At 67.1% G+C, this 23,101-nt stretch carries 20 protein-coding genes; 13 read left to right on the top strand and 7 right to left on the bottom strand.

From position 1 onward, the window contains the following. Positions 1-9: 9 nt before the first annotated feature. Positions 10-609, bottom strand: a complete 600-nt coding sequence (locus ACYVK7_RS20630; protein ID WP_460889587.1) for a TetR/AcrR family transcriptional regulator — start codon at positions 607-609, stop codon at positions 10-12. A 119-nt stretch (positions 610-728) separates the two neighbouring features. On the opposite strand from ACYVK7_RS20630, the gene bdeA reads away from it, so the two are divergent. Continuing rightward, positions 729-1,607: a bis(hydroxyethyl) terephthalate hydrolase gene (bdeA, locus tag ACYVK7_RS20625; RefSeq protein ID WP_460889586.1), complete on the top strand. Its 879-nt coding sequence runs from the start codon at positions 729-731 to the stop codon at positions 1,605-1,607. A 99-nt stretch (positions 1,608-1,706) separates the two neighbouring features. Here bdeA and ACYVK7_RS20620 read toward each other — a convergent pair whose 3' ends face one another. Next, positions 1,707-2,162 carry an SRPBCC domain-containing protein gene (locus tag ACYVK7_RS20620; protein WP_460889585.1) on the bottom strand — a complete coding sequence of 152 codons (456 nt, stop codon included), beginning with the start codon at positions 2,160-2,162 and terminating at the stop codon, positions 1,707-1,709. Here ACYVK7_RS20620 and ACYVK7_RS20615 point away from each other — a divergent pair. Further along, entirely contained in the window at positions 2,161-2,430 is a 270-nt protein-coding gene (locus ACYVK7_RS20615) for a hypothetical protein (RefSeq protein ID WP_460889584.1), read from the top strand. The genes ACYVK7_RS20620 and ACYVK7_RS20615 overlap by 2 nt on opposite strands. Positions 2,431-2,463: 33 nt before the next feature. Here the strand turns inward: ACYVK7_RS20615 and cutA are convergent, their stop codons facing one another. Together cutA and ACYVK7_RS20605 are read right to left on the bottom strand one after the other, a co-directional pair. Further along, complete coding sequence (gene cutA / locus ACYVK7_RS20610; protein ID WP_460889583.1) at positions 2,464-2,799, bottom strand: divalent-cation tolerance protein CutA; 336 nt, start codon at positions 2,797-2,799, stop codon at positions 2,464-2,466. A gap of 181 nt (positions 2,800-2,980) precedes the next feature. After that, the gene (locus tag ACYVK7_RS20605) at positions 2,981-3,382 is read right to left on the bottom strand and encodes a hypothetical protein (RefSeq protein WP_460889582.1); all 402 of its coding nucleotides are present in this window, start codon (positions 3,380-3,382) and stop codon (positions 2,981-2,983) included. 277 nt (positions 3,383-3,659) lie between these two features. Between ACYVK7_RS20605 and ACYVK7_RS20600 the strand changes: the two genes are divergently transcribed. Continuing rightward, on the top strand, positions 3,660-6,095 hold the full coding sequence (locus ACYVK7_RS20600) for a glycoside hydrolase family 9 protein (RefSeq protein WP_460889581.1): 2,436 nt from the start codon (positions 3,660-3,662) through the stop codon (positions 6,093-6,095). Positions 6,096-6,161: 66 nt separating this feature from the next. Here the strand turns inward: ACYVK7_RS20600 and ACYVK7_RS20595 are convergent, their stop codons facing one another. Beyond that, positions 6,162-7,964, bottom strand: a complete 1,803-nt coding sequence (locus ACYVK7_RS20595; protein WP_460889580.1) for a galactose-binding domain-containing protein — start codon at positions 7,962-7,964, stop codon at positions 6,162-6,164. Positions 7,965-8,281: 317 nt separating this feature from the next. Between ACYVK7_RS20595 and ACYVK7_RS20590 the strand changes: the two genes are divergently transcribed. The 5 genes from ACYVK7_RS20590 (at position 8,282) to ACYVK7_RS20570 (ending at position 10,484) form a co-directional block, all read left to right on the top strand. Beyond that, positions 8,282-8,851 (top strand): exonuclease domain-containing protein, encoded by a 570-nt coding sequence (locus ACYVK7_RS20590; RefSeq protein WP_460889579.1) that lies wholly within the window; start codon positions 8,282-8,284, stop codon positions 8,849-8,851. Between the two features lie 182 nt (positions 8,852-9,033). Beyond that, positions 9,034-9,249: a hypothetical protein gene (locus ACYVK7_RS20585; RefSeq protein WP_460889578.1), complete on the top strand. Its 216-nt coding sequence runs from the start codon at positions 9,034-9,036 to the stop codon at positions 9,247-9,249. Further along, positions 9,246-9,818, top strand: coding sequence for an AAA family ATPase (locus ACYVK7_RS20580; RefSeq protein WP_460889577.1), 573 nt, complete (start codon positions 9,246-9,248; stop codon positions 9,816-9,818). Before ACYVK7_RS20585 ends, ACYVK7_RS20580 begins: the two co-directional genes overlap by 4 nt. 25 nt (positions 9,819-9,843) lie before the next feature. Continuing rightward, on the top strand, positions 9,844-10,071 hold the full coding sequence (locus ACYVK7_RS20575) for a hypothetical protein (RefSeq protein ID WP_460889576.1): 228 nt from the start codon (positions 9,844-9,846) through the stop codon (positions 10,069-10,071). Between the two features lie 101 nt (positions 10,072-10,172). Next, positions 10,173-10,484 carry a hypothetical protein gene (locus ACYVK7_RS20570; RefSeq protein ID WP_460889575.1) on the top strand — a complete coding sequence of 104 codons (312 nt, stop codon included), beginning with the start codon at positions 10,173-10,175 and terminating at the stop codon, positions 10,482-10,484. A gap of 398 nt (positions 10,485-10,882) precedes the next feature. Here the strand turns inward: ACYVK7_RS20570 and ACYVK7_RS20565 are convergent, their stop codons facing one another. Then, a complete protein-coding gene (locus ACYVK7_RS20565; RefSeq protein ID WP_460889574.1) occupies positions 10,883-11,524 on the bottom strand; it encodes an NUDIX hydrolase in 642 nt (213 codons plus the stop codon). Between the two features lie 504 nt (positions 11,525-12,028). Between ACYVK7_RS20565 and mobF the strand changes: the two genes are divergently transcribed. The 4 genes from mobF (at position 12,029) to ACYVK7_RS20545 (ending at position 19,439) form a co-directional block, all read left to right on the top strand. Continuing rightward, positions 12,029-15,544, top strand: coding sequence for a MobF family relaxase (gene mobF, locus ACYVK7_RS20560; protein ID WP_460889573.1), 3,516 nt, complete (start codon positions 12,029-12,031; stop codon positions 15,542-15,544). A gap of 218 nt (positions 15,545-15,762) precedes the next feature. Next, positions 15,763-16,860, top strand: coding sequence for a hypothetical protein (locus tag ACYVK7_RS20555; RefSeq protein ID WP_460889572.1), 1,098 nt, complete (start codon positions 15,763-15,765; stop codon positions 16,858-16,860). 177 nt (positions 16,861-17,037) lie between these two features. Next, positions 17,038-18,030: a hypothetical protein gene (locus ACYVK7_RS20550; RefSeq protein ID WP_460889571.1), complete on the top strand. Its 993-nt coding sequence runs from the start codon at positions 17,038-17,040 to the stop codon at positions 18,028-18,030. Further along, the gene (locus ACYVK7_RS20545) at positions 18,027-19,439 is read left to right on the top strand and encodes an ApeA N-terminal domain 1-containing protein (RefSeq protein ID WP_460889570.1); all 1,413 of its coding nucleotides are present in this window, start codon (positions 18,027-18,029) and stop codon (positions 19,437-19,439) included. Before ACYVK7_RS20550 ends, ACYVK7_RS20545 begins: the two co-directional genes overlap by 4 nt. A gap of 22 nt (positions 19,440-19,461) precedes the next feature. Here ACYVK7_RS20545 and ACYVK7_RS20540 read toward each other — a convergent pair whose 3' ends face one another. Next, entirely contained in the window at positions 19,462-20,208 is a 747-nt protein-coding gene (locus tag ACYVK7_RS20540; protein WP_460889569.1) for a hypothetical protein, read from the bottom strand. A gap of 400 nt (positions 20,209-20,608) precedes the next feature. Between ACYVK7_RS20540 and ACYVK7_RS20535 the strand changes: the two genes are divergently transcribed. After that, on the top strand, positions 20,609-23,083 hold the full coding sequence (locus ACYVK7_RS20535) for a DUF4365 domain-containing protein (protein WP_460889568.1): 2,475 nt from the start codon (positions 20,609-20,611) through the stop codon (positions 23,081-23,083). The last annotated feature ends 18 nt before the right edge of the window (positions 23,084-23,101 follow it).

Genomic DNA, 23,101 nt, shown 5'->3' with positions numbered 1-23,101 from the left:
GTGCCGGAACTACCGGTTCGGCGGGGGCCATCGGGCGCTGCGGCTCTCCAGCTCCGCGGCCACGTCGTCGAAGGCCGCCCGGACGCGCTGCTCGTCGTCGGTGGTGAGGAGGTCGGTGAGCAGCCCCCGCAACGTGGCCAGGAGGGACGTGGCCAGGGCGGTGGCCTCCGCCTCGGGGCAGCCGTGCCGCACCAGCCCCGCGGCGAGCAGGTCCGTGCGCTGCTTCATCGACCGGGCCACCGCGTCCCGCAGGGCTGGGTTGTCGTGCATGGCGTGGCCGGTGATCGCGATGAACAGCCGGACATAGGGCCGCCCGTCGTCCGACGTCGCCCGCCGCCAGATGGTCTCCAGCGGCGCCGGGTCGTCGTCGGCGAGGTCCGGGAGCGCGAGCGAGCGGGCCAGGACCAGGTCGACGATCTCGGCGACCAGCCCGTCCTTCGTCTCGAAGTGGTGCACCAGCGTCGCGTGGCTGACGCCGACCGTCTGGGCCACCTTGCGCAGCGACAGGCCGGCCAGGCCATGGTCGAGCGCGTGGTCGGTCGCCGCGCGCAGGACCTCGCCGCGGCGGTGCTCGAAGCGCAGCTTGCGGCCGTCCACGTGCTCGTTCACGGTACCGACCCTAGCCATAGGTGGGTGCATCAATCTCCAGAATGTCTTGACCGGTTGGTAGAGCTACTTTATCGTCATTCGGGTCAGTCGCTGTCTTGTCGATCGCAAAGGGGCAATTCATGAGACATCTGATCCGCAAGGTCGGTGCAGCGCTCGTGACCGGGCTGCTGCTCGCCGGCACCGCCGTCGTCGGTATCCCGGTCGCCTCCGCCGCCGACGACAACCCGTACGAACGTGGTCCCGACCCGACCGTGTCGAGCATCGAGGCCCGGCGGGGTTCGTTCGATGTCGCGGAACGCAGTGTTTCGCGCTGGGCCGTCACCGGATTCGGTGGCGGCACCATCTACTACCCGACCACGACCGCCGCCGGAACGTTCGGCGCGGTGGCGGTCGCCCCCGGCTACACCGCTTCGCAGTCCACCATGGCCTGGCTCGGCCCGCGGCTGGCCTCGCAGGGGTTCGTCGTCTTCACCATCGACACGAACACCACGTCGGACCAGCCGTCGTCACGGGGCGACCAGCTGCTGCGGGCACTGGACTACCTGACGACGCGCAGCGCCGTCAGCGACCGGATCGACGCCGACCGGTTGGCCGTCATGGGCCACTCGATGGGCGGCGGGGGAGCGCTGGAGGCGGCCAAGGACGAACCGTCGCTGCAGGCAGCCATCCCGCTGACGCCGTGGAACACGGACAAGACGTGGCCGGAGGTGAGCACGCCGACCCTCGTCGTCGGCGCGGAGAACGACTCGATCGCCTCGGTGCGGCGGCACGCCGAGCCGTTCTACGAGTCCCTGCCCGGTTCCGCCGACAAGGCCTATCTGGAGCTACGCGGCGCCAGCCACTTCGCGCCGAACACGGACAACACGACGATCGCCAGGTACAGCATCTCCTGGCTCAAGCGGTTCGTCGATGATGACCTGCGGTACGACCAGTTCCTGTGCCCTGCGCCGTCCTCGAGCATCGCGATCAGCGAGTACCGCAGCACCTGCCCGTACTGATCCGGACGGGTGGCGGCGGCACGCCGAGAGAAGGGTCGGGTTCTCCTCGTCGAGCGCCCGGCCCTTCATGGCGCGTGGCCCCGCCGGCTCGGACCTGGTTCACGGCTCGAGGTACGCGGCGAGGTTGGCCAGGGACGACGTGAGTCCCGCGGCGTGATCCCTGGCGCGAACTCCGTCCGGAACGTCCTGTGCGTCGATCTCCACGACGGTTCCCTCGGCGTGGTCCCGCAGGTTCCACGCCATGCGCATCGTTCCCTGGAACGACGGGTCGTCCGACTCGAAGTCGATGTCCTGCACGACCTGCTCGCCCGGGACGACCCGTGCGATCCGAACCTCCGACACGTCAGAGTCCGTCGACGTCTTGCCGGGCGCGTCGGCAGCGTCGTCGTACGTCAGCACGAGGCGGTAGGAACCGCCCTCGCGCAGGTCGAACCGCTCGAACCGGCCGTGCATCCCGTGCGGAGGCAGCCAGCTCCCGGTCGAGGACCTCGAGGCGGGCGCGTACACGACCGCGGTGGCCTGACGGCGGTCGGGTCCGTGGCAGACTCCACGCATGGTGATCGGAAAGGCGGACCGGCGGCAGAGCAGAAGCTCACGCGCCACCGAGGTCTTCGGCAGCCAGGCCCCCGCGGCGCTCGACGCGCTGGCGCTGCTCGACCTGGCGTGGCACGACTGCTACGGGGAGCCATCCCCGCCGGAGCGGGTCATCGAGGACATCTGGGTGGTCGCGAACGGCGATCTCGCGCAGTTCGTCTCCGCCGCCCACCTCGCGGTGGTCGACTTCCGGGACCTGCGCATGAATGCCGACGACATGCGCCGCTGACCCGGGCCCGTCCCGCAGGCGGGCGACGCGCGGTCACTCCTGCCGGGTCTCGTCCCGGACCCACTCCAGGTACCGCCTGTGCCCGTCGATCACCGGCGTCACCAGCACCTCGGGTACGTCGTAGGAATGCTTGCTCACGATGTGCTCCGTGAGCCGGCCGGCGAGGGCCGCCGTCGTCTTGAACGTGACCCGCCACTCTTCGGCCTTCTGCACCGCGCCGTCCCAGCGGTACACGCTCGTCAGCGGGCCCTCGACCTGTGCGCAGGCCCCGAGCCGCGCCTCGATCGCCGACGAGGCGAGCCGCTCCGCCTCCTCCACGGCGTCGAACGTGGTGGCTACCTGTACGAGCTCGACCGGGTTGTTCGCCATGGCAGCGAGCGTACCGACCACCCGCCGTGGGATCGCCCCTGAGCGTGCGATCTGCAGGGGTGCCAGGGCTGCCGGGAGTCGCGCACCGATGGAGCGGGCGACGGAAAGCCGCCGGCTCTCGCGGTGCGAGGGCCGGCGGCCTCCTTTCTCGATCGCCCCGGGGCCGGGGCCACCGGGTGGGTTACAGCAGCACAGAGACGACGGCGTTCGCCACGACGGTGGTGTTCACGTCGGCGTCGACCTCCACGACGGCGTCCACGATGGCGCTCACGAGCACGTCCACGTCGACGTCGGCGTCCACGCTGGCCTCGCCGGTCACCTCCACGACGGCGGCGACGACGGCGTTCGCGATCACCGTGGCGTTCGCGTCGGCGTCCACGGTCAGCACAGCGGTCACGACGGCGTGGGCGATCACGTCGGCGTCCACGGACGCGTCCGCGTCGAGGTCCAGGTCGATGATGGCGGAGAGCGTGGGCTCGATCGGGTCAGCCTGGGCCGGGAGTGCGGCGAGGCTCATGCCGGCGAGTGCGATGGCCGAGCCGGCGATGATGCGGTGGCCCGTCTTCCTGAGAACCGAAACCATGAATCTCTCCTCCTACGTACGGTGACATCGGCGAAGGGATGATCTCCCCGGGAATGATCGTAGGTAAATCTGCGCGAACCACATCTTGAGTGACAAATGACGGTGATATGTCGAATTGGTTTGAGTTGCCGGATGTTTATCCCGATCGACTACCGAGTCCTCCTCCTCTCGGTGTCTTAAACGAATCAGTTCTGGGGCAAGGGGTGCCGCGTCGAACCCCGCCCCGGCTACGGTGACGACCTTCCGGCTTTGGAAGCGCTCTCACCGAGGAGTCAGCGTGAAGACAAGACAGCAGCGACGACGTGCGGTGCTCGCGGCAGTGGCATCGCTCGCCCTGGTGGGCGTCGTGATACCGGCCACGGCCCAGGCCGACGACGGCACGGAGATCCTGACCAATCCCACGTTCGACGGCGGCATGGCGCCCTGGTGGGTCGCCGGCGGCGTCGAGTTCGCCGAGACCGAGGCCGGCATGTGCGGCGTCGTGCCCGGTGGTGGCCAGCAGTGGGACGTCATCGTCGGCCAGGGGGACGTCTCCGTCGCGGCCGGCGAGACCTACACGATCGGTGTGACGGCGAGCGCGGTCCCCGCGGCATCCGCTCGCGTGCTCGTGCCCGACCCGGAGGCCGAATGGCCGCCCCTGTACTACGCGGACATCGCCCTCGGCGCGGACGGGCAGGCCTTCACCGAGGCGTTCGAGCTCGCGGCCGACGCCGAGACCGAGGTCCAGGTCCAGCTCGGCGGCAACGCCGGGGACTTCGAGCTGTGCCTCGACGAGGTCTCGCTGCTGACCGGCGGTGACGTCGAGGAGTACGAGCCCGACACCGGCCCCCGGGTCCGGGTGAACCAGGTCGGCTACCTGCCGGACGGTCCGAAGCGCGCCACGCTCGTGACCGACGCGACCCAGCCCGTCGCCTGGGAGGTGGAGGGGCCGGACGGCGCCGTCGTCGCCTCCGGCGAGTCCACACCCGAAGGGCTCGACGAGTCGGCCGGCCTCGACGTGCACACGATCGACTTCTCCGGCGTCACCGCGACCGGCACCGGCTTCACGCTCGCCGCGGACGGCGAGGTGTCGTACCCGTTCGACATCTCCGCCGACCTCTACGACCGGCTGCGCGCCGACTCCCTCGGCATCTACTACACGCAGCGTTCCGGATACGAGATCGTCCCGGTCGAGGTGGACGGGGAACAGCTCAAGACCGAGTACGCGCGCCCCGCGGGCCACGTGTCCGAATTCGGTGGCGGTGACGTCAACCAGGGGGACGTGAACGTGCCCTGCCTGCCGCCGAGCGGCGCCGTCGACCACCAGGGCAATCCGCAGCTGGGCGGCGACGACCACTACGGCGAGAACGGCTGGGCCTGCCCGGACGGTTACGCCATCGACGCGTCCGGTGGTTGGTACGACGCCGGGGACCACGGCAAGTACGTCGTGAACTCCGGCATCTCGGTGTACCAGCTGCTGTCCGCCTACGAGCGCACGCAGCACGCCGACACGGTGACCGACGGCGCGCTCGGCGACTCCACGCTGGTGATCCCCGAGCGGGACAACGGCGTGCCGGACATCCTCGACGAGGTGCGCTCGAACCTCGACTGGATGCTCAGCATGCAGGTGGCCGACGGCGTCGAGATGACGATCGACGGACAGCGGGTCGATGCCGGCGGCCTGGTGCACCACAAGCTCCACGACATCGCCTGGACCGGCATGAACACCCTGCCGAGCGAGGACCCGATGCCGCGCTACGTGCACCGGCCGTCGACGGCGGCGACGCTCAACACGGCCGCCGCGGCCGCGCAGGCCGCCCGCCTCTACGCCGAGTACGACGCGGCGTACGCCGACGAGCTGCTCGCCGCGGCGAGGCGCGCCTGGGACGCCGCGGTGGCCAGTCCGGAGATCTACGCGCCGGACACCAACAGCCTCGACCCGAACCCGGGCGGCGGCCCGTACAACGACACGTCCCTGGGCGACGAGTGGTACTGGGCGGCCGCGGAGCTGTTCCTGGCCACGGGCGAGGCCGAGTTCTCCGAGGCGGTGCTGGGCTCGGAGTACCACGTCGGTGGCGCGGAGGGCGACATCTGGCGGCCGTCCGGCTTCGACTGGGGCTTCACCGCGGCGGCCGCGCGGCTCGACCTCGCGACGGTGCCGAACGACCTGCCCGGGCATGCGGACGTGGTCGACTCCGTGATCGAAGGGGCGGACCGGTACGTCGCCGTGCAGCAGGACGAGCCGTTCGGTCACGCCTACCACCCGGGGGACTACGGCTGGGGCTCGAACCACCAGGTGCTCAACAACGCGGTGGTCATCGCGACCGCGTACGACCTGACGGGGGAGGACCGCTACCGTGCCGCGGCACTGGAGTCGTTCGACTACGTCCTGGGTCGCAACGCGCTCAACAACTCCTACGTCAAGGGGTACGGGACCACGTACTCGGAGAACATGCACAACCGCTGGATGGCCTCGGCCGACCGGCTGCCGCCGCACCCTGACGGGATGATGGCGGGCGGCGCGAACTCGGCGATCCAGGACCCGGTCGCCCAGGAGAACCTCCAGGGTTGTGCCCCGCAGTTCTGCTACATCGACCTCGTCGACTCGTGGTCGACGAACGAGATGACGATCAACTGGAACGCGCCGCTCGGCTGGCTCGCGTCCTGGGCGGACGACATGTCGGGCGCCGGGTCTCGTGAGCACTGCGGGGGTACGCACGGCGGTCGGGGCTGACGCTCCGTGGGGGCCGGGGCGCGGCTCGAGGAGCGCGCCCCGGCCCCCTGCTGAGGAGCTTCCTGGTCAGTGCTGGGTGTTCACCGCCTTCAGCGCGTCCTTGTACTCCTCGAGGTCGGCCCACGTCGCGTCCGCGTCGAGGCGCGCGGCCTCGGCGTCGAGCAGCAGGCCGCCGACCGTGCCGCCCGCGGCGGCCGGGTCCTCCAGGGCGACCGAGCCCGCCGCGACGTTGAGCCACAGCCCGAGGAGCTGCCGGTCGAAGAGGTCGACCCGCTCGTCGTGGTTCGCCGCCCACAGCACCTGCACGGCGTCGTCCGGCGTGGTCAGGTCGACGGCCTCGGCGAACACGTCGCTCTGCACGCGCGTGTCCGACAGGAAGCACCGCAGCTCGTCGGCCGTGTAGTCCGGTTCACTGACCTCTCGGTACTGCGAGGCCCAGTACCCGGCGCCCCGGATCGCGGGCTCCGGCGTCGGCTCACCGGTGCTCGGCGTGCCGTAGACCTCGAGCTCGTAGACGGAGAAGCCCCACTGCGTCGCGCGCTCGGTGGCGTAGAGGCGCACGTACCGGCCCGTACCCGAGACGTCCAGCTCGTCGATGAAGCCGTCACCGTCGGTGACGGTGTGCACCGTGGTCCAGGTCTCGCCGTCCGGTGAGGTCTGGATCTCGTACCCGGACGCGAACGCGGTCTCCCAGTCGATCACGACCTTGCTGAGGTCGTAGCTCGCGCCGAGGTCCACCGCGATCCACTCCGGCTCGCTCCACCCGCTGCCCCACCGGGTGCCGGCGTTGCCGTCCACCGCCATGTCGCCGGTGCGAGCCGGGTCGTCGATGCTGGACGTCGTCACCGGCCGGCCCAGCGCCAGCGACTCCCCGCTCGCGTCCTCGCACTGGTCGTCGCCCTCGCCGTCGGACAGGAAGCAGCGCAGGTACTGGTACGACTCCGCGGAGGTCTCGAACGACGGCGCCCAGTCCCACTCGTAGGTGTAGTACTCCACGTACGGTTCGGCCGCGGCGATGATCGCCGGTAGGTCGAGGTCGCCGCTGCCGAGGGCGACCTGCCTCATGTCGCCCTCGGCGTCGACGTTCACGGCGTCCTTGACGTGGAGCAGCTCGATGCGGTCCCCGTACTCCTCGATCCACGCCGGTACGTCGAGGCCGGCGTCCGCGGCCCAGCCGACGTCGAGCTGGAACGTGACGTAGCGCGGGTCGGTGTTCTCCTCGATGACCTGCCAGGCGCTGACCATCTCGCCCGTCTCCGGGTGCGGGTAGCGCGTGGTGAACTCGCTCTGGTGGTTGTGCAGCGCGATCTTGTTCGCGCCGTTCTCGTGCGCGTACTTGCCGAGCCGGTTGACGTGCTCCGCGGTCGCGAGCGCTTCCTCGTAGGTGCCGTAGCCGCCACCCATCCCGCCGGTGCCGATGTAGTCCTGGCCCAGTGAGACGGCGTAGGCGACCGTGTCGGGCCACGTGTCCCAGCTCGTGCTGCCGTGGCTGGAGGACACGTCGAGGCCGTGCCTGTCGAGGATCGCCTGGTACTCCTCGACCGGCATCGAGTAGGGCTGGTCGTACGGCTCGACGTTGGTGAAGCCCGCGTCGGCCACCTCGCCGAGCACGCGGTCGATGGTCTCCGGGGACGGTGTCCCGGACCCGAGCTCACCGACGTGCGTGTACAGCTGGATGGAGATCTTGGAGTCGGGCAGACCGGCGTCATCTCCGCAGGCGACGGCGGCCGTGGTGGTCGGTGTGGTGCCAGCGAGGGTGGAAGGGGCGGCGACGGCCGGGGCCGCGGCGAGCGTGCCCGCGAGGAGCGCACCGCCCGTCAAGGCCGCGCCGAGGCGCCGCGCGCGCGGCGAAGGTCGTGAGATCTGCATGGGTGCTCCGATTGACGACTCTGTCGAATTATGGCGACGACCATGCAACTTTTGCCGCCATGCGTGCAAAAGAAGTTTGGTGGGCGGCCGGTAGCGTGTCAAGGGTGGGTGAACCCCACCCCGTCGTTGCGACGGCGACTCTCCGTGGGAGGCGATCCTGGACACGGTGTGACGCCGGTGGCTGAGCCGCGGGTCCAGCTGTGTTGACGCAGTCAGGTTGTCGCGCCGTCGCAGAGTGACCAGCCCGGTGCGGAAGTTGTGCTTGTCCTCGGCGTTTGGCCGCTGACCTGGGTCCTCGCCGTCCTACGATGCCCGGCATGCCCCACGCCGCCCTCGCAGGCCTCTCGTTCACTGCCATCGACTTCGAGACCGCCAACCCGAAGCGGGCCTCGGTCTGCGCCGTGGGGGTCGTCAAGGTCCGGGACGGCGTCGTCGTGGACTCGCTCGACACCCTGGTCCAGCCGCCGCCGGGCCATCAGTCGTTCGGCCGCTACAACGTGGCGGTCCATGGGATCACTGCGTGGGACGTGGTCGGCGCACCGGCCTGGGACGTCGTCTACACGAAGGTTGCCGAGTTCGCCGGCGGGGACACGCTCGTCGCGCACAACGCGTCCTTCGACCGCTCGGTGCTGACGCAGGCGAGCGAGGCGTACGGGATCTCCGTGCCGCGGTCGCGGTGGCTGTGCACGCGTGACACGGCGCGGTCCGTGCTGGACCTCCCGTCCTACAAGCTGCCTGACGTCTCACGAGCGCTGAACATCGCCGCTCACGACCATCACGACGCCGGGGCTGACGCGCGGCAGTGTGCGCTCGTGCTCGTCGAGCTCTGCCGCCGACTGGGTCCGAACGGGTTGGGCCTGATGCGGCAGCACGTCAGGACATGGTGAGCGGGGGATCCGTTACGTCTCGTCGCCGTCGATCTTTGACCCCCTGGTCGAGGATGTAGCCCGTACTCACCGCGGGATCTGGAGTTGTGCCCGGGTTGAATGATGTGAGGGCAACGGTTTGCGATGATGCGCGCCCAGCGGATCGAGCACGTGGGAGCTCGGGCACGGGCAGGTTGGACGTCGTGACTGTCGATGGATTGACACGCGAGTCGCTCGTCGCCACGGACGATGGTCGCTGGAGCCGCGGCGCCGCCAGCATCCAGGACCGGCTGACACAACGCGGGGTCCGGCACGCACGCATCGAGATCCGTTCGGGCCGCCACGACTTCCCCCATACCGCCCGCACCACGGCGTACGACTTTCTCACCGCCACACTGCACGGGGTCGAAAACCCGTGACCGGCAACGACTCGACGCGCCTTGTCATCCTGCGCGGCCCCTCCGGATCAGGGAAGTCCACCGTCGCGCGTGAACTGCGTGAGCGGATGGGCCGTGGCACAGCACTCATCGAGCAGGACTACGTGCGCAGGAAGCTGCTGTGGGAGAAGGACACCCCTGGTGCCGTCAACATCTCGATGATCGACACGCTGTCCCGCCACGCACTCGACGCTGGGTGCAGCGTCGTGATGGAGGGCATCCTGCACGAGGTGAGGTACGGCGGCATGCTTCGGGCTCTCGTCGCCGACCACCAGGGCATCAGTGTGGCTGCGTACCTCGATGTGCCGTTCGACGAGACACTACGGAGGCACGCCGGCCGCCCCCAAGCTGCGGAGTTCACGCCCGAACTCATGGCCCAGTGGTGGGCGGAGGACGACCGCCTCCGCGTCGCGGGGGAGATAGTCATCGGACCACGGACCGCTGCCCAAGAGATCGTCGACCGGCTCCTCAAGGCCCAGCTTGGGCTTGTGCCTGAGGGTGATTGCCGACGCGGAGAAGGACCGGTGCAGCGCAAATGGCTCGGATCGTGACCGGCTCCGTCGGTATGGTCGTGGCATGCCGCTTGTTCGCATCGAGATCTCCGTCGATGGGCGCGACGAGGCTCGCCGGATCATGGCGCGCTTCGCCGACGGCAAGACGGACCCGGTCATCGAGCAGGAAGTCCTGGCCGCTGTCTGGAAGCAGGGCCGTGTGCCGCGCGGCCGGCCGGTCTGCCTGGGCATGACCAACGGGCGGCCGGTGCACCTCAAGTTCGACGTCGATGTGACGCCCGAGATCAGATAGCGCCCGTCCCGGACTGATGCCAGCCCCACGGGTTCTTGTCGGTCGTCCCGAAGACAGGGTCAGTCGGCCTGCCTACTGGTTTTCGTGGTGTGGGCGCGGCCGTGTCGTCCCACGGACGCCACCAGGAGGGCGAGGAGCTCTTCAACACGACCGCCGGCGGCGTGGTCGAGCACCCGGAGTCGGGGGAGGCGGTCTGGTGCGACGAAACGGGTGGGACCTGCCGACGCTGGAACGGGCGGCAGCGCCGCCTCATCACGCTCACCGACCCCACCACCTCTGCGGTGTTCATCCTCGACGTCGTGACCGGTCACGCGAGGTCCCGCCCGCCGCCATGGATGTGGGCGGGCGCGGCGATGCTGGCGGTGCAGCTCAGCTCGGCGCTCGCGATCGGGCAGCGCCACCTGAGACGATGACCTGCGGTTATGTCTCAGACGTCCGATGTCGGCGCGTCCAAGTCCCGGCCCGGCCGACCCGGGGAGACGACCGCACCGGATCGAGGCACGAACCGGTGCGGTCGCCGGGCTCGCGAGGTGCGCGACCGGAGACGCCGCCGTCGCGCCGCTTCCAGCCCTCCAGAATGCATGAAGCCCAGGCCAGAAACTTATCCTGACCTGGGCTTCCGCGCTCTGAGCGGGCGACGGGAATCGAACCCGCGTATTTAGTTTGGAAGCCCTGCCGGATGGCGATCGGATGATGCGGGCCAAACGGCCAAAAGTGGCCGCTGACCTGGTCTTATTGTAATGCTGGAGTGGGTCCGTGTGGGGTCGGGACTGGCCCTTATTGGCCCTAACTAGGGCCAGTTTGGCGGAAGTTAGGGCCAATAAGGGCCAGTCCCGCGAGCCTCCGTCGACGGCTGGCCGGTGTCCAGCCCGGCTAGGACCGCAAGGAGGCCAACGAGGGTTCCAGAACCCAGCACGTCTCTGGTCTGGATGAGCCCGGAGATTCGTGTCAGGGGAACCCACGCGATCAGGGCTGCCTCTTCGGCGTCCGTCGGCTCGCCGATCTGCTCGGCGCCATGGAAGACGAAGACCTCATGCGGCGTGTCGACCATCCCGGGCATCGGCTGGAAGCCCGCGACCGGACGTCCCTCACCACGGGGCTTCCACCCTGTCTCCTCGATCGTCTCCCGTACGGCAGCAACCTGGGGCGTCTCGCCGCTTCCGACGATCCCACCCGGGGCATCCCAGCCGATCTGGTCCGTAGCGAACCGGTGGCGCCGCATCAGCAGCACGTGGTCGCCGGCGTCATTCAAGATGATCGCGGTGGCCACCGTCTGGAGCCGCACCACGTGGTGCCAGAACCGGTGGCCGTCGGGCGGTTCGATCTCCACCTGGACGAGTCGAACCCACGGGTTGTCGTAAACCACCCGCTCCCCGAACACCTGCGTCAGCGGCACACCGGCATTGTCTTCGCTCACGCGGTCACTCTGACACGGCAGTGACAGCAGCTTCATCGCCCACCCACCTTGCCGATTGGGCCACACCTAATGCAGATCGAGGTACGTAGGCGAGCGATCGCGTTCAGCAGCAACAGGACTCGGACAACCCTCCTGCCGCAGGCGGCCAGCCGCGAACCTATTTGCACGGCGAGGCACCCCCTTCGATGACGCATGGCGTCGACGTCACGAGGCCGCCAGCCCTGCCTCAGGGGAGTGTGCCTCGTGGCGCGTCCCGTGAATCAGGGGCATGCCAGGGGACTCACGCCCATGTTCCGCGGCCTCGGCAGCGCAGCCACGGTCGCTAGCGGCGCGTCGACTTACGGGCACGCGACGGCGGAGACGAGACCGTGCGACTGAGATGGCACTACGACTGCGCGGCCAGGGCAGCCGAGCGGATGGAAAGCGGGTCCCGCGGACCGCCCGACATCGGGTCACGCCTCTTGCAGATCGAGGCCCTAGAGCAATTTAGCCCGCCTTGGGTGCGGGCTGCACACCTCGTGTTGAGGAGGTGTGCGGCGTATGGCTGTGACGATTGCCGTGATGTCGGGCGGGGACGGGTATTCGTACTTCATGAGGTCGGTCGCGGCCGGTGATGGTGACCGGTCGATGAGTACCCCGTTGACGCGGTACTACACCGAGACGGGCACGCCGCCCGGCCGGTGGATGGGTTCCGGTGTCGTGAGCCTGGGCTCGAACGAGCTGGGGCGCCTGCTCGTGGGGGACATGGTGACCGAGGAACAGATGGCCCGGTTGGCGGGCAAAGCCCTGGACCCGATCACGGGGGAACGGCTCGGCCGCGCCTACCCGGTGTACGGACCCAACGCGGGCGGTAAGTCTCGGCGTGCGGTGGCGGGGTATGACTTCTCGTTCGCGCTGCCGAAGTCGGCCTCGATCTTGTGGGGTGTGGCCGATGCCGGGGTCCAGGAACAGATCGTGGCGATCCACCACGCGGCGGTGGCCGAGGTCTTCGCGTTCATGGAACGCGAGCTGGCCGCGACCCGGACCGGAGCGTCTGTCGTCGGGAACGCGACAAGCGCGGCAGGGGAGGGCGGCGCGGTGGCGCAGGTCGGTGTCACCGGCCTGATTGGCATGGCGTTCGATCACTGGGACTCACGGACCAATGACCCGCACCTGCACACCCACGTCGTGGTCTCCAACAAGGTCAAGACCGTCCTGGACGGGAAGTGGCGGTCTTTGGACGGGCGGGGGCTGCACGCCGCGACGGTCGCGATGTCGGAGCTGCACGAAGCAATCGTGATGGACCACCTGACCCGCACCTTGGGTGTCGGGTGGGAGCTGCGGCCCAGGGCCGGGCAGGGCCGCAACCCGGGCTGGTCGATCAAGGGCGTTCCGGATGGTCTGATGGTGGCGTTCTCGCGCCGGTCGGTACAGGTCAACACTCGCGCTGACGAGCTGATCGCGGAGCACGTCGCGAAGTACGGGCGACGCCCCAGCAGGCCCACGATCAACAAGTACCGGCAGCGGGCCAGCCGCGAGACCCGCCCGGACAAGACGCACCACTCTCTGGCCGATCTGGCCAGAGCGTGGCGGCTGCATACTGCCCAGATCCTGGGCCGCGACCCCGGTACGTGGGCCAGCGACCTCGTGTCCAAGGCGCCGCCTCGAGTGCTGCGAGCCGATGACGTCCCCCTGGACTTGATCGATGACCTTGCCCAGATGGTGGTGGTCGTGGTTTCGGAGAAGCGACCGACGTGGCGGCGCTGGAACCTGTACACCGAAGCGGCCCGGCAGACCAAGGCTCTGCGGTTCGCCTCCGCGGATGACCGGATAGCTGTGCTCGCGGCGATCACGGACCGGGCCGAGGGCGGCTCGGTGCGGTTGACGCCGCACGACCTGGCCGTCACCCCTGAGGAGTTCCGCCGCCCAGACGGAAGCAGCATCTTGCGACCGAAGGACTCAGCCCTCTACTCCTCGCAAGCCCTGCTGGACGCCGAAGCACGACTCCTGGACCGGGCCGGCACCCGCACGGGCCCGACCATCAGCCTGGACGCGGTCGAACACGCCACCACCACGGGCGGTCCCGATGAGCGGACGTGGGTGGTCTCAGGCGAGCAGGCTGAAGCCATCGCCCGTGTTGCCGTCTCGGCTCGGCAGGTGGACCTGCTGGTCGGCCCGGCAGGAACCGGGAAGACGACCACCATGCGCGCCCTGCGCGCCGCATGGGAGCACGAGCACGGCCCCGAGTCCGTCGTCGGGCTCGCGCCGTCGGCGGCTGCCGCAGCGGTCCTAGCCGATGATCTGGGGATCGCGTGCGAGAACACGGCCAAGTGGCTCTACGACCACGTCCACCAAGCCGCCGTATTCCAGCCGGGGCAGCTGGTCATCGTCGATGAGGCCACGCTCGCCGGGACCCTGACCCTGGACCGCATCACCGCACACGCCGCCGAGGTAGGGGCGAAGGTGCTGCTGGTCGGTGACCCGGCCCAGCTCCAGGCCGTCGAGGCCGGCGGAGCGTTCGCACTGCTCGCCGCCAGCCGGGAGGCCGAAGACGGGGTGCCGGAACTGACCGAGGTGCACCGGTTCACTCACACGTGGGAGAAGCACGCCTCCCTCGCGCTACGCCACGGACACGATGAAGCGATCGACGCCTACATGGACCACGGGCGGGTCCGCGACGGCGACGCACAGGACATGGTCGAGACCGCATACGTCGCGTGGCAGGACGACCTCGCCGACGGCAAGACCTCCGTGCTCGTAGCCTCGGACAGCGAGACCGTCCGGGCGGTCAACGAACGCGCCCGCGCCGAACGACTCCGGACCGGAGCCACCGACCCCGGCCGGACCGTGCGCCTCGCTGACGAACTCGAAGCTTCAGCGGGGGACCGGGTCATCACCCGGCGCAACGACCGCCGCCTGCGCACCAGAAACGGCTCATGGGTGCGCAACGGCGACCGATGGACCCTCGTGAAGGTCCGTAGTGACGGTTCGGTCGTCGTACGCCGACCCGATGCCGAGTACGGCAACACGGTCGTGCTCCCCGCGGCGTACGCGGCCGAGCACCTGGACCTCGGCTACGCGGTGACCACCCACCGCGCCCAAGGGCTCACGGTCGACACCAGCCACCTCATCACTGGGCCAGGCATGACCCGGGAGAACTTGTACGTCGGCCTGACCCGTGGCCGGGAGAACAACACCGCCTACGTCATCACCGACACTCCCGTCGAGATCACGTCAGACGACCACGAGGACCCCACACCCCGGAGCATCCTGGCCGGGATCGTCCGCACGGTCGGAGCCGAGAAGTCCGCGACCCAGGTCGGCAAGGACGAGGCGGAGCGGTGGGGGTCGGTCGCGCAACTCGCCGCCGAGTACGAAACCCTCGCCGCAGCTTCACAGCGCGACCGCTGGACCAGACTGCTTCACCACAGCGGGCTCTCACCCCAGGACGCGGACCAGGTCATCACGGCGCCCGCGTTCGGCGCCCTGACCGCAGAGCTGCGTCGAGCGGAAGCAGACGGGCACGACGTCGAACAGATGCTGCCCTGGCTGGTGGCCCAGCGTGCTCTGGGCGACGCCGACGACCCAGCAGCCGTCCTGCACCACCGCCTCGCCACCACCGCTGCCCAGCCCGCTCACTCCGATGGGCTGACCATCCAACGACCCACACCCCGCCGGATCGCCGGACTCATCCCCGAAGCCGCCGGACCCATGACAGACGAATACCGGCAGGCGCTCCAGCAGCGGGAGGCGCTGATCGAGCAACGCGTCACCGACCTCGTCCAACGCGCCACGCGCGACCATGAATCCTGGCTCCCCAGACTTGGCACCGAACCAGGCGACACCGGAGCCCGGCATACCTGGCATGCCGCCGTTCGCTTGATCGCCGCCTACCGCGACCGTTACGGCATCACAAGCAGCGCGCCACTCGGAACCGACTCGGTTTCTACAGATACTCAGGCGGTCGACGCCGCGCGCGCTGCCGCTGCACTGCGACGTCCGGCCAGAACTACGCAGACGACATTCCGACGCGACGACAGCCCCGGCCGTAGACGCGAAACCGGAGTGACGCTCTGAATGCCGATCCGACCAGTCGCGCCCTCGAAGCCCTGACTGCCGCATCGATCACCAGTCGCGGTGTCCGGGCGTGAGCCGGGCGAGTCGCCGCCGGCCATGCTTCGCCGACAGACCCAAGAAGAGCCGTGGCAGTGCTGCCCGAGGTGCCATCGATGCAGGGCGCCAGCTCCGGTCGTGTACTTCGAGGTATGGCAACGCGGCGATGTCATCCTTGAGGCATGGCGGCTGATTCATGGAGTCCGGACTGGCGCAGATTGGACTGCCTTGCCGGCTGCGGTGAGGTGGTCAAACGGGCCCGCCACTCGTGGGTGGAGATAGGCGGTACCCGCTCGGGTCGCTGGTTGATTGGGACGCGCGTCGACGTGGGCCGCATGTTCGCGGACCCTCTGCCTCCGCCGAACGACGAGCAGCTGTACATGCTGGGCGTGGCGCACAGCTCCTGTCTCCCGACCGCGGTTGCGCTTCTCCGCGCACGCAGTACCCAACTGGCTGACGACCTGACCGAGATGGACGTCGAGCCGATCATCGGCGGCCGCGTGCACGAGAACTGGCTGCCGGCTCCGCCGGGTCGCTGCCCTTTCTGCTTGGACCCAGAGGCGCAGTTCACGGACGAGGACATCTACCCTAAGTGGCTCGTGCGCGAGATGGAGCAGCACGGTATTCGGAGCACAGACCCGAGGCAGCGGCGTATCAGCTGGCCCACGACACCTGTCTGCCAGCGCTGCAACAACACGTGGATGTCGGTTCTTGAGAACGACGTCAAGGCCGTCCTCATCCCGCTGTTCCACCAGGTGAGATCGCTCGACGAGCACGCCCAAGGTCGACTCGCTCTGTGGGCGGCCAAGATGGCCGTCCTCATGGACGTGGCGAGCGGCAACATCGTTCCGCATGGAGCCGGCCAGGGTCTGGAGATCTATCGCCGACCGCATCACGGCATGCATGTCTGGATCGCGGCCTACCACGACACGAATCCCTTGGCTTTTGTATCGCGCCCGATCTACATGCCCGGGAACGATCGGAAGAACGCGTTTCTCGGCCTGTGTGTCACGTTCTCAGTCGTCAAAGTTGCGTTTCAGGTCTTCATCCCCTTCTCCGACGGGGATCTCTCGCCCCTTGAGGACTTTCACGGCTCTGTCCTGCAGATATGGCCCCCCATTAGTACCCTGCTGGACTGGCCACCTCCGTTCCGGTTCGATCAGACCTCTGTCCAGGCACTCGCAGTGAGAATCAACGACAACCGCGAAGACGTGACGATGGAGGTGAACCTCAGCGCGGCGGAACGGGTGAAACGAGCGCCTTCGGAAGGTCAGGGGTGAAACTCGTGTCATGTGCGGTCCTGGGACTGACGAGATCAGCGCGTCGACCTGGTCGCCGTCGGTCAACTCCGGGTCGCGCGTGGCGTCCAACTGTTGAGCGGGTAGCAGCAGCGCGATCTCTGGAGACGTCGTCCTACAGGGATGCCGGTGTCGGTGGCAGACCGTACGCTTCCCGACATGACGGACTGGGCGGCACTAATACGGGACGACCCTGACAAGGCCGCGCGGGAGTTGCATAGGGGCGCTGAGCGAGGGCTCGCCGTCGCTGCCGCCCGCCCAGGCTTCGCCGAGGTGGGTGAAGCCCTGACCAAATTACACACCGCACTCGTGGCCTCTATGTGGGTCGGTGAGTTTCCGCTCGTAGAGGGCTCGGTGCTGGTGCCGCGACGCGGAGCACGCGGCGATAGCTGGGACCGAACGTGCATCAATGTCAACGGAGACAACCGCCTGGTCCTCGAGGTGGCGGACGGGTATGCCACCGCGGTTCGCGACCATGTGCTCGGCCTTGGTCGGGTGGCCGAAGCGGGTGGCCCCTCGCGCTCCCTGCTCGCCCTGGCCCGAGTCCTGCTCGACGCATCGGTACATCTCGACTTCCTGCTCAACGATTCGATAGACGAACGAGAACGCTGTCTCCGCGCGGCAAATATCCGACTGGAGGCACTGCGACAGGAGGTTGCTGACGCACGTGACGACGTCGAAGAGCGCAACGACGCAGAAGGCGAGCGCGATCTGCTCATCGCAGCAGCACTCAAAGACGGGTTCGAACGAGGCACAATGACCGACAAGAAGACCGGGAAACAAAAAGAGACCTGGTTCCTGCATCCGCGCCATCGGCTCGACGACGTCCTTCGCGACGCCGTCGGCGGCGGCCACCAGGACTCATGGAGGGTCTTGTCGTCAGCAGTCCATGCGCAAGAGCGCCCTGTGTTGCGTTTCGCCCTTGGCCTCGGCCGAGTCTCGGCCGGTCCTCACGCGAATTCCATGGTCATTGCCCACCTGATGATCCCGATTATCCTTGCTACTGAGGCGATCAAGGTAGTTGAGAGCTATTACGGACCTGCCGGGCCACCGGTCGATCAAGGCATCGTGAACCGGGCCCTCGAAATCGGATCTTTCGCCGCAGGCATGCGGGACGAGGAAATCCGACGGCATCTGGGGTTCGACCAGTGAACACACTTGCATTCGACGCGCCACGGTCCTGGCGCGGGCACTGGGGTATTCCGGGCGGCGAAACGGAATATGCGGGAGTCCTCTCGTACGATCCCCGGGACGGGCTACGGCTGGAACTGGTCGGCATCTTGCCGTCAGGCCGTCAGATTGAACTCCCGTCAGGTCTTGTCGCGACGGTGCCGGATGATGGAATATTCGAGGTTCTGGTCGGCGTGGTAGACGGGCGACCTATCACGCTCCTTGACTGTGTCTCGCAACGAACGCAGGGAGTACCGTTTGGCAGCGGCAGCGGGGGTGAACAGGACCTCTCAGTCGCCTTCGCGCTCTTTGGCATCCGCCTCGAGACGGCGGATGAAACGGCTTTTGACCGTGTCGACTCGCGAATTGAAGGGCTTACGGCGTGGGCAGGGCAGTCGGCAATCACGATTTCTTCAACCAGGGGAAAGCCAGATAACGTCGGAATGCTTCTTCCTGACGCTCAGGTGGCGCAGGTTGGCGACGAAACCTATCGAATTGACCACTGGGCGCTCGGCTTCAATCCGGTGCACCGTGCTGATGGCACATCTGTCGGGGTCCGTCACGAGGCGCACCTCACAATCGACGCCAAAGCGCCAGCGGCATGGAAAGAACTGCACACCAAAGCTGGGCAGGTCGTCGAACTAGTTTCACTTGCGCGGCGCGCCCGAGCGGGATTCTTGTCGTTTCGGATCCGTCGCGCAGAAAAGGGCACCAGCCGCTCCGCGCCGGCTTGGGTAGACGTGCTTTGGAATCAACGAGTCAGTGCGCCCAACGATGGCCGCGTTGCCTTCACGTCGGCCGAGATAGGGTTCCAAAATCTCATGGTGACGTGGTTAGCCCGGCGAACGGACCTTATCAACGCCACCGATTTAGTCCAGGCGGTCTGGGACAATGGGGGGTACCTGGAGTCCTCCGTCCTAGCCGTGGCTACCGCCGTCGAGTCACTTGGTTCTACCTACGACCTTCCCCGGAAGATGCCGGATGGAGAATTCAAGCAACTGATTGCTGAAGTGGTCGCAGCAGCACCCCTGGACCAACAGGGCTGGTTGCGTGGGGCCCTCAGCGGGATGAACGGACCGTCTCTTAGGGGCAAGGCGTTGGCCATCGCGAACCGGCTTCCGAAACCAGTGCAGGACCAATTACTTCCATCCCCAGAGATATGGGCCCGGAAACTGGTACGCGCACGAAACGACCTGAGCCATTCAGGAAATACCAAGGCTACATGGGAGGTCCTGGCGTCACTGCGCCAGGTCACGTCAGCGGTCATCTACCTAGCGCTTCTCACTGAACTGGGCTTATCAGACGAGCAGGTTGGGTCCGCGCTCGACACCGACCCCTATCTTCGGTACGCATGCCGACGGGCGGCCCGTGATCTTGGCCCTGTCCTTTGAGCAGGTGGTTGTGACGTACCGATCAGGTGATGTCCTGGATGAGGACTGGTCTAGCGAGCAGAATGGACGCGGTTCCGATCCCTGCATCGGGCTGGACGTCAGTGGTGATGGCGACGATCCGAGCGTCGTGGACGCGGTCGTGGATCCAGGTTGTTGGGGCGCCTGGGAGGGCCAGCTCGTGTGAGGCTCGCGTGGTCTGCCCCCAGGCGAACTGTGCACGTTCGCCGGGTTTCGGGAAGTAGGCATCCTCATAGTCATGGATGTGCTGGTCGACCGCTGGGCCGTCGAGCCCAAGCTCGGCAGCGACGATCCGGGACAGGCAAGCCGGGTCAGACGGGTAGTCGTGGCCGATCTCGCTGAGGTGGCGTGGCTGCCAGCGTCGCGTGGCGAGGTTGTCGAGCGAACCAACCAGTACCAGTTCGCGCGGCGCAGCCTTGTTGCGGCCGAGGACGGTGCTGTGGGCCCAGAAGGCGGAAAGGTGGGCGCGGCCGGCGAAGAAGAGGAAGGGCATCACGCCAACGCCCAGGCTGGAGACTCGCACATCGAGCAACTGGCCTTGGTGACCAGCTTGGTGCGGATCCCGTAGGACATGACGCCGACGACGCTTGCTTACCCGCAGCGCCCGGTCGACATTATCGGTGAAACCAGCCTCGACCGTGCTCTCGACCGCACCAGTCACGATGCGTTCCAGTCCGAACTTGCGCACGGTCTGCGTCACGCGACTGTTCTCGATCTCGTGCAACGCGCGAGTGGACTCGTAAAGCGCCATGGGGCGGCACCCTTCTCGGTGATGGAGGCTCGCGAGCGAAGCACTCGGTTGCGGTCGACATCGTGCCAGGGGACACCGACACCAGGCCCGACGTAGGGCGCGCGGGAACTGCGCCGACGAAAAAGAACGCTCGGATCGCGGATCGTGGCTGTTGCACGCCCCATCAGGGGTGCTCGGTCGAGGGGCCGCAACCGAGGTGAACTGGAGGCGTGGAAGGGCGAGATGTATCAGCGTGTGGTCGGCGTCGTTAGGAACACGCGAGAGTTCTGTGCGGCCAGCTCGCCTGTCGTAGAGCGCTGCATGATCTGGTGCCCACCCGGTCAGCGGCATGTCGTAGCACGGTGGGTGATCTTCCCTGGCGCTCATGGAGTGACACCAGCGGTCGAGTTACTGTCCGTCTGTGCGGGCGCCGATCAATGAAGCGACAGGCACTTCGGGTGAGACCGAGGTGCACGGGGAGTTCGAGCGGCTCGGCTGGGCCGCGGTCCACGACAGCCGGCATGACACTGGAACGGACCTGTTCCTACGGCCGCGTGATGCGCGGCGGTTCGAGTTGGGCGTCGTAATGGGTGCGCAGGTCAAGACGGGCCCATCGTTCTTTCGAACGCCACGCACCGATGACGCCGGCAGTATTGACGGCTGGTGGTACGCGGAGTCGGATCGAAAGCACTTCGACCTCTGGTTGAACCATGCACTTCCGCACGTCGTGATCCTGCGAGATCAGAAGACCGACACGTCGTACTGGGCGCATGTGAGGGATGACGCGGTCATACCCACCGGCAAGGGCGCGAAGATATTCGTCCCGATCGTGAACACGATCGATGTCGAACACAATGACGAGCTATTGAAAATCGCCATGACGCAAGGCTCCTCAATGGGGCTGGAGGGCAGCGCCTGGAACCAAGCCTCGGTCTTGCCTCGGGATCGGCTGCGGTACGCCCTGATCGCGCCTCGTGTCATATCGCCCCATCCGAACCGCGGCGCTGTCGACGTCGATGGGGCAGAAGGGCTGGCCGGACAGGTCCTCTGCCGACGCGAGCTGAACTTCCAACTCGGCAGAGAGACTTCCGCAGTTCCTCCCGAGGAAAGATCGATGGGCTGGTACGGCCCGAACCTTGACGAGGCCAGCCGATCAACGCAGTGGGCGTGGCGGGCCACCGCAGCGCTGCACAATTGGATCGTCTCATTCGATCTGGAGTCCGTCGCAGCGCTTTTCGAAGTGGCGACGACCGATGAAGAAACTGCGGCTGCGGCTGCCATGCTTGCAGGAGTCCACCTTGAAGGTGGCGCACCTGACAGGGCTTTGGAAGTCCTTGATGTGGCGCTTGGCGCCGATACCGCGTGGCCCGCAGATCACGCTTGGCTGCAGGCACTCCGGGCGTGGTCTCTACTGGAAATCGGGAAGCGCGAGCAAGCAATCGATGCGGCATTCACCGTCCTCAAAACTAGGCAGGGAATGCCGACCGATTTGACAGTTGCAGCACTCGCCGGGTCGGCGACTAATGTCCTGTTCAGTGCATCGGGTTGGCATGGGTCGCCTTCGAATCGTTCACCGTCAGAGGACCAACCAAAGGCAACCCTAGGTGAATTGATCGGAAACAGCGATACGGCCGTGAGTTGGTGGAGGTCCCAACTGCTGGCGTGGGCGCTTCCTCATGAAATTGACGGAGTGTTCAAGAAATGGGCCAACGACAAGTCGATCAGCTTCGCCGGTGCCGACAGTGTTCACACCCATCTGCGCTCCGCTTCCCTGATCTCCATTTTCTCGGCTGACGGACCGGCGTGGGGCGACGCAATAGCCTTGCTTGCAAAACATCTCCTTGCGGCAGGTGCGGAGGACGAGACGGCCACCCTCCTAGCTGCATTGCGGCACGGCGCAACTCCCCACGAAGTCGAACTCGCAGTATCGAATGTAGTACGGGAGGGGCCCGCGACAGCCGCGCGGGACGCGGCCGCAAGGATCGATCCTGCCCGATCGACATCCTCGACAGCGGCGGCCGACTTAGCGGTAATCCGGGCGGCGGGGCCAGTGCTCGACCCGCAGCAAGCAGATGACTTGTGTCATTGGATTATTGAAGAGCTGAGCGACCCCAGTGACTATCGCACCAGAGTGGGAGAAACTTTCTGGGTTGAACATGAGTTGACGAATACGCTTCGGCAAGTCGTGGGAGCCGCAAGCGACGAAGGGGCTCGCCGGGTCGTCGACTTCCTCGTCTCCGCCGATCATGATCAGAACCTCTTGGTCCAGCAAGAACTGGCACGGGCGATACGCAATGTGCCACTGGACGCATGGACCCCAGACGATCTAATGCGCGCGGCCCAGGCATACGAAGAGTCGACAGGCGAGATGCGTTCTGCGTTTCAGCGAGTCCTATGGAAGCACAACGAAAAAGTCCGTGCCGACGTGATAGAGGAGGCCTCCTCCGGAGCGACGGGCGCGCTTAACGGCGTCAGTGACGTCGAGGATCTTCCGAGGGGCGCTTGTATTGCACTGATAAGTGCCTTGGCAGATGAGACGACGAAACTGTGCGAAGGTCTGGCCACCGGTCAGCCTCTCGGATCCAGAAGTGTCTCGAGTCTCGTGTTAATGAATTTGTGGCACCCGGATCATGCTCAATGGGATCCGGTGATCCAAGCATTGCGCGAGGAACGTTTATTCGCCGTCAACATCGAGGCTGCGCTGCGACTTATCGCAGATCGGAGTGACAGGATTCCCGTGGGGGTGTCTGATTCTCTGATTGAAGCAGTGCGTCCCGTCCTTTATCGGGATCCGGACCGATTCGGCGATGCCCGCGGAGCCGCGTTCGAGGCAGGGCCCCGGCAAAGTCATGACTGTAGGAGTGCGTGGATGGGCCGGTCGATGTCTCTGGCGTGATGGCGCAGGGCTTGGGCG

Source organism: Promicromonospora xylanilytica (genome assembly GCF_054782895.1).
The sequence above is the reverse complement of the archived record's forward strand: the minus strand, read 5'-3'. Positions and strand labels throughout refer to the sequence as shown.